The sequence below is a fragment of the Neobacillus sp. PS3-12 genome (genome assembly GCF_030915385.1).
Classification (GTDB): Bacteria; Bacillota; Bacilli; order Bacillales; family Cytobacillaceae; genus JAEVLT01.
The window spans coordinates 3,702,454-3,716,118 of the sequence record NZ_CP133268.1 but is presented as its reverse complement, the minus strand read 5'-3'; the positions used below and the strand labels follow the sequence as shown (position 1 = coordinate 3,716,118).

The 13,665-nt window shown below is 35.2% G+C and carries 13 protein-coding genes; 9 read left to right on the top strand and 4 right to left on the bottom strand.

All coding sequences use genetic code 11. From position 1 onward, the window contains the following. The first annotated feature begins 251 nt into the window (after positions 1 to 251). From RCG17_RS18815 to RCG17_RS18800, 4 genes are all read left to right on the top strand, one after another. A complete protein-coding gene (locus RCG17_RS18815; RefSeq protein ID WP_308171624.1) occupies positions 252 to 1,394 on the top strand; it encodes a histidine kinase N-terminal domain-containing protein in 1,143 nt (380 codons plus the stop codon). 126 nt (positions 1,395 to 1,520) lie between these two features. Beyond that, positions 1,521 to 2,111: a GNAT family N-acetyltransferase gene (locus tag RCG17_RS18810; RefSeq protein ID WP_308171623.1), complete on the top strand. Its 591-nt coding sequence runs from the start codon at positions 1,521 to 1,523 to the stop codon at positions 2,109 to 2,111. A 178-nt stretch (positions 2,112 to 2,289) separates the two neighbouring features. Beyond that, positions 2,290 to 3,606 carry a hemolysin family protein gene (locus tag RCG17_RS18805; protein ID WP_308171622.1) on the top strand — a complete coding sequence of 439 codons (1,317 nt, stop codon included), beginning with the start codon at positions 2,290 to 2,292 and terminating at the stop codon, positions 3,604 to 3,606. Positions 3,607 to 3,880: 274 nt separating this feature from the next. After that, positions 3,881 to 5,233 (top strand): hemolysin family protein, encoded by a 1,353-nt coding sequence (locus tag RCG17_RS18800; RefSeq protein ID WP_308171621.1) that lies wholly within the window; start codon positions 3,881 to 3,883, stop codon positions 5,231 to 5,233. 68 nt (positions 5,234 to 5,301) lie between these two features. Here RCG17_RS18800 and RCG17_RS18795 read toward each other — a convergent pair whose 3' ends face one another. After that, positions 5,302 to 5,643: a hypothetical protein gene (locus tag RCG17_RS18795; protein WP_308171620.1), complete on the bottom strand. Its 342-nt coding sequence runs from the start codon at positions 5,641 to 5,643 to the stop codon at positions 5,302 to 5,304. 268 nt (positions 5,644 to 5,911) lie between these two features. On the opposite strand from RCG17_RS18795, the gene RCG17_RS18790 reads away from it, so the two are divergent. The 4 genes from RCG17_RS18790 (at position 5,912) to RCG17_RS18775 (ending at position 8,911) form a co-directional block, all read left to right on the top strand. Then, complete coding sequence (locus RCG17_RS18790; protein ID WP_308171619.1) at positions 5,912 to 6,211, top strand: HesB/YadR/YfhF family protein; 300 nt, start codon at positions 5,912 to 5,914, stop codon at positions 6,209 to 6,211. Between the two features lie 171 nt (positions 6,212 to 6,382). Continuing rightward, positions 6,383 to 6,874: a DUF3939 domain-containing protein gene (locus RCG17_RS18785; protein ID WP_308171618.1), complete on the top strand. Its 492-nt coding sequence runs from the start codon at positions 6,383 to 6,385 to the stop codon at positions 6,872 to 6,874. A 281-nt stretch (positions 6,875 to 7,155) separates the two neighbouring features. Beyond that, the gene (locus tag RCG17_RS18780) at positions 7,156 to 8,412 is read left to right on the top strand and encodes a DUF445 domain-containing protein (protein ID WP_308171617.1); all 1,257 of its coding nucleotides are present in this window, start codon (positions 7,156 to 7,158) and stop codon (positions 8,410 to 8,412) included. A gap of 136 nt (positions 8,413 to 8,548) precedes the next feature. Then, positions 8,549 to 8,911 (top strand): cytochrome-c oxidase, encoded by a 363-nt coding sequence (locus tag RCG17_RS18775; protein ID WP_308171616.1) that lies wholly within the window; start codon positions 8,549 to 8,551, stop codon positions 8,909 to 8,911. 97 nt (positions 8,912 to 9,008) lie between these two features. On the opposite strand, the gene RCG17_RS18770 is transcribed toward RCG17_RS18775, so the two are convergent. From RCG17_RS18770 to RCG17_RS18760, 3 genes are all read right to left on the bottom strand, one after another. After that, entirely contained in the window at positions 9,009 to 9,905 is an 897-nt protein-coding gene (locus tag RCG17_RS18770) for a TIGR03943 family putative permease subunit (RefSeq protein ID WP_308171615.1), read from the bottom strand. A gap of 10 nt (positions 9,906 to 9,915) precedes the next feature. Beyond that, the gene (locus RCG17_RS18765; RefSeq protein ID WP_374120971.1) at positions 9,916 to 10,803 is read right to left on the bottom strand and encodes a permease; all 888 of its coding nucleotides are present in this window, start codon (positions 10,801 to 10,803) and stop codon (positions 9,916 to 9,918) included. A gap of 1,006 nt (positions 10,804 to 11,809) precedes the next feature. Beyond that, positions 11,810 to 12,628 (bottom strand): 5'-nucleotidase, lipoprotein e(P4) family, encoded by an 819-nt coding sequence (locus tag RCG17_RS18760; RefSeq protein ID WP_308171613.1) that lies wholly within the window; start codon positions 12,626 to 12,628, stop codon positions 11,810 to 11,812. 141 nt (positions 12,629 to 12,769) lie between these two features. On the opposite strand from RCG17_RS18760, the gene RCG17_RS18755 reads away from it, so the two are divergent. After that, the gene (locus RCG17_RS18755; RefSeq protein ID WP_308171612.1) at positions 12,770 to 13,636 is read left to right on the top strand and encodes a cation diffusion facilitator family transporter; all 867 of its coding nucleotides are present in this window, start codon (positions 12,770 to 12,772) and stop codon (positions 13,634 to 13,636) included. Positions 13,637 to 13,665: the final 29 nt, after the last annotated feature.

Below are 13,665 nucleotides of genomic sequence, written 5' to 3'. Positions count from 1 at the left end.
ACCATTAAATCTTATTGTTCGACACTCTAATATTGTGACAATAATTTGAAATAGATGCTTAATTATTGTATAAACAAGGAAAACGCTGTATTTTAAACAATCTTTTTCGCTGGAATTGTCGGAATTTTTTTGTAAAAAAATATAAAAACAATGTAATTAGTGTAAATTTCTCTTATAATTAAAGGATATTGAAACTTGTCAGCGAATTATTTGATTTAATGCAGCTTTTTATTTTAATGGGAGGAAGAAATATGCAGACAGATACAAAATCACAAATCATGTTTTTTTTACAAAAACATCGAGATGATTTATTACGAGAGTGGCATAAGACAGTTATTATTTCAGATCTTGACCCATATAAAGAAGAAGTGCAAAAAAACGGAGAAGAATTATTTGATGTTATCATTGATAGTTTTACGATCTCCAACACGGAATTATTAAAAATTGTCCATAAAATTGCAATTCATATCGCAGAAGAAAGAGTAAAAGCGGATATTAATATGGGGGAATTTGTTTATAATGTTAATTTAGGTCGGACTATCTTTTTCAGTTCCTTAAGTAAAGTCGGCTTAGAGTGGGATGACTTGCAAGAGGCGATAAACAAAATTAATTGCATTTTTGATAAGTTTCTGTTCTATGCCATTTCTCATTATGCTGAATCCCAAAATAAAATTATAGAAGAAAAAACAAAGTTTATTGATTCAACACACCAGGATCGATTAACACTTCTCGGCCAAATGACATCCAGCTTTATCCACGAATTCCGTAATCCACTTACATCAATAAATGGATTTATCCAATTACTAAAAGCTGATCATCCTGACATGAAATACCTGGATATTATTTCAAGCGAATTAGATCAATTAAACTTTCGCATCTCCCAATTCCTGCTCCTTTCAAAAAAAGAATTAATCGGCAAGGAGAAAATGTTCTTTGGTCTTAATCAATTAATTGAAGAGGTATTAAACTTCCTTTATCCAAGTATCCTGGACGGGAAAGTAAAAATCCTTAAGGAGTTATGTGACGATACTCCCCTATACGGATATGCTGACGAAATACGGCAGGTTTTGATTAATATTATTTTTAATGCGATCGATGAATTGGGACATCACCCAAATTTAAATCCGATCGTTGACATAAAAAGTTATTGTGAAAATGAAAATTATATATATATTGATATCTCAAATAATGGTCCAATGATACCGGAAGAATTACGAAAGACCATTTTTGAACCATTCTTTACCACTAAGAAACTTGGTACAGGCCTTGGGTTATTTGTCTGCAAAGAAATCATTGAAAAACATAAAGGTGAACTAACCTGTGATTCCAATCCTAAGAAAACAACATTTACGATCAAACTTCCAATAGCTGTTAAACCAGAAGAATTAGTTTAAAGATAAAACCGCACATCTGTATTGTTCGGTTTTATCTTTTTTTATTTGACCAATCTTCCAAATACATCTGTTTAAACATAAATTAAACTAAAAAGCAGTGAAAATCATTATTTGGGAGTAAAAACCATGTTAAAATTAAAAGTCGATCCCGAAATAGAACTTCGTTTATTTAAACCAAAGGATTCCCATAAGTTTTTTCAATTAGTAGAAGAAAACCGTGTCCATTTGCGAAAATGGCTTCCTTGGGTTGAAAATATTAGAACGCCTATTGATTCCCAATCCCTCATCTCGCTTTGGCAGCAACAGTTTTCTGAAAATCACAGTTGTAATCTTGGCATTTTTTATCGTGGAGAGCTAGTTGGCTCAATTGGATTACACCAAATTGATTGGTTTAATAAGTTTACAAATGTAGGGTATTTCCTTGCAAAAAAGGCCGAGGGACATGGGATTATGTCAAGAACAGTACAATCCATTTTAAACTACACATTTTCATACCTTGGGTTAAATCGGGTAGAAATCCGCTGCGGAGTGAATAATCTAAAGAGCCGTGCCATTCCCGAGAAACTTGGCTTTGTTTTAGAGGGGAAAATTAGAGATGGAGAATACTTATTAGGTCATTACCACGATTTGTTTTTGTATAGTATGCTTGCCCGCAATTGGCCCCAGGTACAGGGCCCACATAACAAAATTTTTGATTTTTCCAATGTAAAGCGATAAAATTAAGTTGTATTGATATCAAATATTCAAAAACTTGCTGGCCTCTTGGCGGCTTTTTTCGTGTTTATTTGTACTTTTCAATAAAATCCTATAGTTAAGTAGGAAATATAATTTAGGGAATAATAAAAATAGGGAAACTGTCTGTGGAGGTGACAGCCTTACATTAGTAAGGAGTAAAATGGTCCTAATGAATTTATTTATTATCGCAATTCTTATCGCCTTTACTGCATTTTTTGTTACATCTGAATTTGCTATGATTAGGGTTCGAACAACTAGAATTGATCAATTACTTTCAGAGGGTAATACTCAAGCGGAAGCAGCAAAAAAGGTTTTATCCAATCTAGACGGATACTTATCGGCTACACAAGTAGGGATTACGATTATATCTTTAATTCTAGGATGGCTGGGTGAGCCTACCATTCGAGAAATATTGGACCCGCTATTCGAAAAAACTGATATGCCATTGTCAATCGAACAAGTTGTTTCTTTTATTCTGGCCTTTTTATTAATCACTTTTTTTAATGTTGTTCTTGGGGAACTAGCACCAAAAACATTTGCCATTCAAAAGGCAGAAAACATTATTCTTATTGTTGCACCACCGCTTATTTTGTTTCATCGCGTGATGTACCCGTTTATTTGGGTGCTAAATCGATCTGCAAGACTGGTCACGGGACTTTTTGGACTAAAGCCTGTCTCAGACCAAGAAATCGTCCTCTCAGAGGAAGAACTGCGTTTGATTCTCTCTGAAAGTTATAAAAGCGGGGAGATCAATCAGTCCGAATACCGCTACGTAAATAAAATTTTTGAATTTGATAATCGCATTGCCAAGGAAATAATGGTGCCTCGTACAGAAATTGTGACATTTGCAAAGGATGCAACCATGAAAGAAATTTTGGAAACGATCAGAGAAGAAGGATATACGAGGTATCCGGTGATTGATGGGGATAAAGATAATATTTTAGGTATTGTAAACATTAAAGAGGTCTTAAGAGATTGTATTGAACAAAAATGTGTTGAAGATGCTCCATTGGTCCCTTACTTAAAGCCAGTGATGCATGTCATTGAAACCATTCCTATTCAAGAATTATTATTAAAGCTTCAAAAAAGCAGATCCCACCTGGCTGTATTATCGGATGAATACGGAGGCACAGCTGGTATTGTAACAGTTGAAGACATTCTTGAGGAAATTGTCGGTGAAATTCGAGATGAGTTTGATACGGATGAACTCCCACTTATTCAAAAAAAGGGAGAAGGACATTACATACTTGATGGAAAAGTACTTATTGAAGAGGTAAATGATCTGTTGGGAACGACGATTGAAGAGGATGAACTTGATACAATCGGCGGATGGTTTTTAGCTAAGAAATTCGATGTACAAAAAGGAGACATCATTGAAAGCGAAGGTTTTTCCTTTGAAATTAAGGAAAACGAAGGGCATCATATCATGTATATCGAAGTTAGAAAAATAACGGAAGTAAATAACAGCGTCTCCTAAAACGGGAGACGTTTTTTGTTGAACATTTAGGAATAATACTGATAAATACCCATAAAATGTTGGTAATAACCTGTAACAAAACTACAACGTTTGACTGTATGCTTTACATTCTTTATAATTATTGTTAATTTTAAATTGTTGAGGTGGTATAATAAAACAGTTTATCGATGCGGTGAACCTTATATTATCCATTTACGAGATTAAGAGAAAACTAGATGATTGTTTTACCGGGAGGTGGACTCCTTTCTCGCATCAAGCGGGATAAGGGACTTATTTGGACATATTTAACTTGGTTTATATAGCCATTTTAATTGCTTTGACAGCCTTTTTTGTCGCATCTGAGTTTGCGATTATTAGGATAAGAAGTTCAAGGGTTGACCAGTTAATTGAAGAAGGAAGCTCTAAAGCAGTTTCTGCTAAAAAAGTAATTTCTAACTTGGATGAATACCTTTCAGCCTGTCAACTTGGAATTACGATAACTGCTCTTGGATTAGGATGGTTAGGAGAATCAACACTCGAGCGAATTTTTCGCCCACTGTTTGAATTTATCAATCTTCCAGAAAGCATGGCACATGTTCTGGCAATTGCTATTGCCTTTGCTGCTATTACATTTATCCATGTTGTTATTGGGGAATTAACTCCCAAAACATTTGCGATTCAAAAAGCCGAGAGGATCACACTGGTTGTAGTTCGGCCGCTCATTCTTTTCTATAAAGTTATGTATCCGTTTATCTGGGTGCTTAACGGTTCTGCAAGAATTACTACCAGTATTTTTGGTTTAAAACCTGTTTCTGAAAATGAAATTGCCCATACGGAAGAAGAACTTCGCATTATCCTGTCAGAAAGCTTTAAAAGTGGCGAGATAAACCAATCTGAGTTTAAGTATGTAAATAAAATTTTTGAATTTGACAACAGGATTGCTAAAGAAATTATGGTACCGAGAACGGAAATTGTCTCCTTATCAAAAGATGATACTTTAGATACATTTTTAAAAGTGCTGCAAGAGGAAAAATTCACAAGATATCCGATAATTGATGGTGATAAGGACCATATTATCGGTCTTGTTAATATTAAGGAAATTATGACTGCCCTTATCGGGAACGAAAAGTTACCTTATCAAACCTTAGAAAAATTCACTCGTCCAATTATTAGAGTGATCGAAACCATTCCAATCCATGACTTGCTAGTTAAAATGCAAAAGGATCGTGTCCATATGGCCGTTCTAATGGACGAATATGGAGGAACATCGGGGCTTGTAACAGTTGAAGATATCTTGGAAGAAATAGTCGGTGAAATCCGCGATGAATTTGATATGGATGAGATTCCAATGATTCGAAAAATAAAAGAAAATCATTATATTGTTGATTCGAAATTACTCGTTAGTGAAGTAAATGACTTACTTGGAACAGAAATTAATGATGAAGATATCGATACAATTGGTGGCTGGATCTTGACGGAAGAATACGAAGCAAAAGAAGGCGACACCATTTCCAACGGGGCATATACATTTAAAATCATTGAGATGGAAGAACACCATATTAAATATATTGAAATTATAAAAAAAAGTAATGTAGAAGAAGAAGCAATCCCTAACATTCCAATTTCTGAGTCAGAAGTACTTTCTTAATCGAAGAACATGCAAAACAATAATAACAAAGACCATTTCTTTAGCTAGAAATGGTCTTTTTTTGTTCCCTATTTTGATTTTAATATAATAATTTCTTCTTCAGCTTTGGCTAATTTGACCAGGTGTGAATCAAGGCGGCGATTGATTTGCTGGATCTCCTGATTGTTACCCTGCCCTTTTACCTGTTGAATTTCTTTAACAATGGAAGATTGAACACCTTCAATCCAATCAAGAGCTTCTTTAATATCAGACAAGTCAATTTGATTCACCGCAACACGATGTTCAATGCTGTCAACCTTCTCCAATTGAGCGAGTCTGTTTTCGATATTTTCTAATGTTTTGTTAAATGTATGAATTAAATTTTTTATGTCATTTACATTGTCTGTTAGTTTTTCAAGCTTCTGTTCCATTGCAAAAACTCCTTTTGGTTAGTTATTTCATTTTAACACTATTAAGAGAGCGAATATGTTACAAATTAAGAAGATTTATAAAATAGGGCAATTTTTAATCAAATTTTTGAAAATTTTTTTACAAATCTTTTTTTGGTGGCTTGGTGTGAGGATTATCACTATGAATAATAAATAAAAACGTTTACCCTATTTGTAACAGGGATATTATTTATACTTTATCCCTACTCCATTCCATTTATTAATAACCATAAAAAAGGTTGGTGTAAATATGATGATTTCAATTGATGAAAAAGCTTATTCCTGGTTTGCAAAAGAATTTGAGTTTGAGAAGCCATACAGTATTCGAATGTTTCCACAATACGCTGGTTTTGGAGAAAAGCATAAAGGATACAGTCTTGGTTTTTCAATAGAAGCGCCAACAAACGCAAAATATTTAAAAGAAATAAATGGAGTTACCTTTTATTACGAAGAAAACGATACTTGGTTTTTCAATGATATTGAAACATGTTTATCTATAGATAAAGCAAATGAATTGCAAATTTCATTTAAGGAACCGATTATGAATTAAAATAGGATAAGCCCCCCGCTGCTGTATGCTGCGGGGTTTTTTTCGGGAACATATAATCCGAATATTTAAAGTAATATAATAAGTATATGTTATAATAATATAGGACGAGTATTAAGAATTACTTCATGGATTTGTTTAGCTAGTACATAGAATGGAGGTTAAACTTTAAACATGAAGACTTTTAATTTTTTCAAGCACCAGAAAATCAAAACAAATCAACCCCATAACTATCCAATTATTGATTTAACAGTAGAGCAAGTCCGTAAGGCGATACGAACCTTTACAGATCAATTACCAAAAGGGGTTTATCGGACAATCCTTGTTAAGGAAGACAATGAGATTGATTTCAATCAACTTGCACATATTCTTGGAGGGCTGCCATCCGAAAAATTTTATATGTCAAAAGAGACATATGATTTATTTACTGAAAATGAAAAATTGATTGCCTATGAAGTGGATGTAGTTCAAAAGGCCGTAGATCAATATGTGAAAGAGAATAAAGCGTTCCCAGTTCTTCCCTACGATCCGCTAAAGAGAATTAACTACTTTGAATTAATGCAAAAAAATCTATGTAAGACCGAACCCCAAACACAATTTTACTTGACTGATTTAGATGGAATGATATCACATGTTAAACCCGATATCAAAACGACCAAAAAGTGAAGAACCAATCCCGTTCTTCACTTTTTTCGATTGCGCTTCTTTAGAATTTACAACTTACTTTAGCGATGAGACCAATAATGTAAACCTCCTCATGATTTGATATCCTAAAGTTTGGCCAAAATATAGTTCAGTTTTTTATATAATTGTTAATGAAAACTATATGGACTTTTTTTCTTTTATTGTTTATAATTACCTGTTACTATTTTTAGAAAATCTTACTACCTTGAAACTTAACTCCAGATAATAACTTTAGAATTACATTTAAAGGATGAGAAAAGAGCATGTCAAAGCGTTCAAAAAGTACAAAGCACTTAGCCACAATATCTCTTACTGTTATGGCAGTTGGTTTTATTGGTACCATGGCTTTTCAAGATTCATTATGGGGAATCATTTTGCAGGGTGGATTTGAGGCAGGTCTAGTTGGTGGTCTAGCTGACTGGTTTGCCGTCACCGCTTTATTTCGGCATCCCATGGGTATACCAATTCCACATACTGCCCTTTTGCCAAAAAATCGATCCAAAATTACACAAAAAATCATCTCTATGCTTGAGAATGATTGGCTGACGAAAGAAAGTATAAAAGAGAAAATCAGCACTGTAAAATTCACACAAGTTTTACTTCCTATAGTTGAAAAGGAGGTAAACTTAGTGGGTGTTAAAAAAACCTGTATTCGATTGGTCCAAAGTGCCATTGAATACATTAATCTTAACCAGCTTGCAGCCCTGATTGAAAAAGAACTAAAAAACCTAATACAAAAAATAGATTTAAGATCGATACTGCCAAATCTTATTGATCAAATCTCAGAACGAGGATATGACGCAAGAGCTTTAGACTACATTTTAGATCAAATCCACCACTGGGCAAACCAAGAATCTACCAAAAATAGATTAGGCAGAATGGCTGTAGATTCGATTGAGAACATAAAAGCGGACGGTTTCATGCAATTTGCTTTGAAATCATTCAGCAATCTTGTAAACGAAGAAAAGCTTGGAAATATAATTCAATCTCTCATTCAAAAAGGCGTAGACAGTTTCCGTGATCCTTCCAACCAAAACAGACTTACACTCTTGTGGAATATTCAAACGAAACTCCAAAGTTTAAAAACGGATGAAAAATTCATTGGGGAATTAGAAGGCTGGATTTCAGAGGCGGTTGCAAAGTGGCAGCCGGAACAAAAAATACTTGAATTTCTTACTAACATGAAGCATAAGGCTTTAGACTTTGTACAAGCACCAGACTTTTTTGATAACTATGTCCTTCCTTTTCTAACGAATACATTGGATCGTCTAAAAAAAGATACTGACAAAATCAATCAAATTGAGAATTGGCTGCAAATGCAAGCTTATAACTTAGTTGAAGAGAACCATTCGAAGATTGGAAAATTAGTCGGAGAAAATCTTGAAAAGCTTGATGATAAAACGCTAATTGAAATGCTTGAAACGAATGTTGGTAAAGATCTTCAGTGGATTCGAGTAAATGGAGCGATTTGCGGCTTTTTAATTGGGCTTATATTGGTTAGTATAAGAATCATTTTTTAACAGACCAGGCTGTCTTCGGACAGCTTTTTTATTTAAAATTTGCTAGCCTGTCCCCTTTAAAACGGGGTTCTTTTTTCATCCATCTCCTCATATTTAGTACTGTAAGTACTTTTTTTATTAAAAAGGAGGTCTTTTGATGGGTGCTAGGTTAATTAAGATTTCATCTGTGTATTTCGTCATTGGTGTTTTACTTGGAATGTATATGTCTATGACGGAAAACCCGATGCTTTCTCCAGTCCATGCTCACGTTAATCTTTTAGGCTGGGCTTCATTGGCACTTGCCGGTTTGGTATATGCCGTTTATCCAGCTGCAGCAGAAACTACTTTGGCAAAGTTTCACTTTTGGCTGCATAATATTGGGCTCCCTGTAATGATGATTTCCCTTGCATTCTTTTTAACCGGATCCAGTTGGGCAACTCCCATTATTGCCACAGGTGGAGTCTTGACAGTCCTTGGTGTCATTCTGTTTGCTATCAATATTTTTAGAAATGTAAAATAGCTTAATGATCTTATTTGAATTTATATTTTCTTTCCCTGTTAAAAAAGCTATCTTCTCAAATTGGAAGATAGCTTTTGAATTTATAAAGATACTATGCTTAATTTAAACTGTTTCTGTAAACATAAGGGTCATTCGGCTTTGGAATGGTTTTGTAACTCGTCACTTTTAAAACAGGTATTTTAGTTTTCATTTGTGGATAATAAACTGTATCCAATGTTCCTGTGACCTGATACCATTGGTCATTCGGGATATGAATATTGTTTGGGAATTGAATCATCAAGCCAAAAGCTCCCGAGTCTGCAACACAGTGAATAATCCCAAATCGTAGTAAAAATAGTTGGTTAGATTGTTCTCCTGGGCCATTGTAAGTAAAGCCTTTCATGGTAAGAGTTTTTCCAGCATAAGCCCCAGCAAAATTATAAAGCACTTCTAACCCGACTAAATAATCTTCATCTGTTAAAGTAATATTATTTTTTGGAATATATGCCTTAGACTCTTTTCTGACCAAATCTTCAAAATCAGCTTGGTTCATGAATTTACTCATATCAGGATTTAGAACTTGGTGTGTTCCGTACTGGTCACTGCCGTCTTCTAACGTTGGAAATGAAAATCCCTTTGCATCCACTAACTGTGAATCCAGCGTTGCTACGGGCAAAACAACCCCTGTTACAGCGGGAATTAACACGACAGTGTAAGCCAAGAATTTTTTTATCTTTTTCCCGGTAGATTGCTTCTTTTTTCCATGATCATGATGGTGTTCATGTTCATGCTCATGATGTTCGTGATTACAATCGCAATCGTGATGTTCCTCTTTCTTTCCTCCCGAAAACCATAATTTAATTCCCTCGACAATGGTAAGTAAGAGTAAAATCACGATCATGCTCGCAGATAAGAAACTATATTTCATGTTTATATATTTTGAAATGTTTCCTGTAGCGTGCAGCATAAAAAACAAGTTTGTAGTAAGTAATAAAATAAGGACTTTATACATCATCACACATCCTTTACAAAAGAAGTGAACCAATGAATACAAATGAAGAAATTAGGGAAACTAAAAGAACAACAAATTTTGGTTTAAAAGACCCAAACATCATCAATAAGTTTTTAATGTCTACCATATTACCAAACACCAAGAAGGATACGATTGATGTTTGAGGAAAAAAATTACGAAAAGATGCTGCTACAAATGCATCTGCTTCCGAACAAACGGATAAGATAAAAGCTAAAGCCATCATAACCAAAACAGCAGTTGCATGCGTACCGCCCAGTGTTGTTAATATCCGTGTTGGTACATAAACTTGCATGGCAGACGCAATAATTGAACCCAGCACAACGTATTTTCCCATGCTGAAAAATTCGTCAATAGTATGGTTAAGAACGCTCATTAATTTTTGTCTATTATTCTGGTGAGAATGGTCATGAACATGTATTTCATTATTTTCTTTTAGTTGATTATCCTTTATCACAAAAGATAGTACGATCCCAACTAAAATTGATACGCCGATTGCTAATCCTGCTCTGTACCAAACCATCTTCCAGCTGTCACCGAATGCAATAAATGTAGCAAATAAAACAATAGGATTGATAATCGGACCTGAAAGCATAAAGGAAATTGCCGCATGAGGGGCGAGTCCTTTTTTTATTAAGCGTGATGCGATAGGAACAATTCCACATTCACATCCGGGAAATAATACACCCATTAAGCTGGCTGCGATAACAGATAAAAATCTATTTTTTGGCAGTATACGAAGCAGGGTATTTTCGGAAACGAAAACTTCAATTAGCGCAGAAATAAAAGCCCCTAATACAATAAAAGGGAATGCTTCGATAACAATACTTATAAAAATCGTATTTAATTGTAATAAGCGATCCATGAAAGTCCCTCCTGTGATGAACACAATTGGTTTTTATAAAAACAACTTCTATCATATCAAAAGTTATATGAATTTGGTATGTTTTCATTTTCCATAAGTGGCAGATGCAAATAGAAAACACATTCTCTATCATACGCCATGTTTGTGACAAAACTATTAACAAACTTCCAAAGCAAAAAACAAAAAGCTGCATCTGCAGCTCAGTGTCGAGAAAGGGGTATTTTCTCAGCACTTTTTTATTTTACCAGAATTTAAATACTAAATTTTTTGGATATTTCCTGTAAATGGGTCTGTTGATTTCCTCTCCGGGCACTCGCTTTCCGCGGGGAGGTCCTGGAGCCTCCTCGGCGCTTTGGCGCCTGTGGGGTCTCCAGTGACCTCTTCATCCCGCAGGAGTCGAATGCCCTCCGCTCCAAATCAACAGGGAGGCAAATCAACCAATTGTATTGCAACACACTTTTTTATCTAACTTTGCTACGTGTGCTGCAATCTTTTTTATGTTTTAGCAAGGTGTAGTAAGAAGAGCCTGTTCACTTGCAATCCTTAATCCCCGTAATCGGCAGGGCGTAAATTATCATCGCTGTAATAAAAAAGGAGCTTTTCAAGAAGAAACGAAAAATCAATATATTTATCAAACTTGAAAGATGGTCAACTATAAATAGATTTAAATTCATATTCAATTTGGTTATAATCTTTTGGCTTAAATACTGTTTTCACCACTTTTTTGATTTATTAGTTGAGCTGAAGGACTTTATTGAAAACACTCGTTGATTGGCGCGGAAGGCACGAAGACTCCTGCGGGAGTACGGGGCTGGGGAGACCCCACAGACGCTTTTCGCGCCGAGGAGGCTCCCCGGCACGCCCGCGGAAAGCGAAGTGCCTGGAGCGCCCATCAACAGACTTAGCCTATACGCAATACTGTTATATCATATTAACGCAGTAAATCATTAAAATAATTGAATAAAATGATAGGCTGCTGATTTTTCGACAGCCTGAGCTCCATTTGCAGCTTTCTGTTCGTTTTTTATGGTTGAAATGGTTGTAAACTTTCTTTTCTTAACTTTGCTTTTTGGGCATCTGTTTTATTTACATCATAATGATAGATGGCCCCTTCCCAATCACCATACATAGGGTTTGGAAAAACAATTAGTTTCTTCCCAAAATCTTCTTTCCGTTTTTCTACAGCTTGGACTCTTTGAGAAGGAGTCAAATGATCAAAACCACTGAAATCTCCAAGGTTATCGCCAAATAATAAGATAATATCATTTGTTCTGGCTACCTTCATCCTCCTTGTTTCTTTTCCTTTTTCGTCTATTTGCTGCAATAGAACATGTTTTGAATCTGCCATTGGTGCTCCAACTTGTTTCAAGTTACGGATTGTTGCTTTCTTCTGATTCTCATTTCGATTCGATATATAGTAGATCTCGATGCCCTTTGAGTTTGCATACTTTAAGAACTTAATTGCACCTGGAACAGGTTTTGCTATTGCTTGATTGACCCATTCATTCCAATTTGCAGGGAAGGCTTTACCAGTTTTTACGTTTAACGCTAAACATGGACTGTTATCAAGAATAGTTTCATCAATATCAAGTACAATTGCAGGCTTTAAGACCATATTTTGAGGTCTCTTTGCCAAGATCTCATCTAGTCTCCATTTCCCAATTGTATAGCCTTGGTAGTATAATGCTTTAGCCTCACCCGATGTTTGATACCATAAAACCGACATCGTATTTGGATCCTGCTGCTTTTCTGCAGGCGCAAAAATTGGACTTGCCGCTGCGTGATAATTAAAAATGGAAAACGACAGGAAAGATATCAATAGCGTTACTGATAATTTTTTCATCCCTTGGTACTCCCTTCATTCATCTAAAGGTTAGTATGCTACATCTACATTTTTTTATAGCTAAGGTTCTAACCGCTTAACTATTTTCTGTAAATACAAAAATTTGTTAAAATAAAGTTGAATCCATTTAGGTGGTGAACAATGATGGATAGGGCCAAAGAAATTAAACTTGCTGAAAGAGGCGCACTGCTTAGTATCTTTGCATATGTTATTCTTTCCCTGATAAAACTATTTGTGGCATACAAAGGGGATTCCGAGGCATTAAAGGCAGATGGTTTTAATAATGTAACGGACGTTGTTTCATCAATTGCGGTCCTAATTGGTTTGAAAATATCGAGAAAACCGCCAGACGAGGATCATTTGTACGGACACTCTCGTGCTGAGTATATTTCCTCAATGATTGCCTCATTTATCATGGCAGCTGTGGGCATTCAAATTATTTATGAAGCAGGGCTGGACATCGTTATTTCCAAGAAAACACATCCTGATATGCTAACCGCCTGGACAGCACTATTTTGTGCAACTGTTATGTACTTTGTTTACCGCTATAACCGAAAGTTAGCCAAAGCCCTTTCAAGCTCTGCACTTTCTGCCGCTGCACAGGACAATAAATCTGATGCGCTTGTTAGTGTGGGTACCTTTATCGGGATTATTGGTTCAAAAATGGGTGTTTATTGGTTAGATACATTTACAGCAATTATTGTTGGTATGATAATTTGTAAAACAGCTTTTGATATTTTCAAAGAAACATCGCTTACTTTAACAGATGGTTTTAAGATTGAAAAACTAGAGCCTATTCGGAAAACGATCGAAGATACAAAAGGAGTTATTAAGGTAACGGATCTGAAGGCGCGAACTTTTGGGAATAAAACCTTTGTTGAAACTACAGTTGTTGTTGACCCCTATTTAAATGTAATTGAGAGCCATCATATTAGTGAAGAAATTGAAAAAAATACAATAAAAGAACACAAAAATACAATCGTGCATGTTCACGTTGAACCGTATTAACACAGCCTAAATTAAAAGGGCCTCCCGCA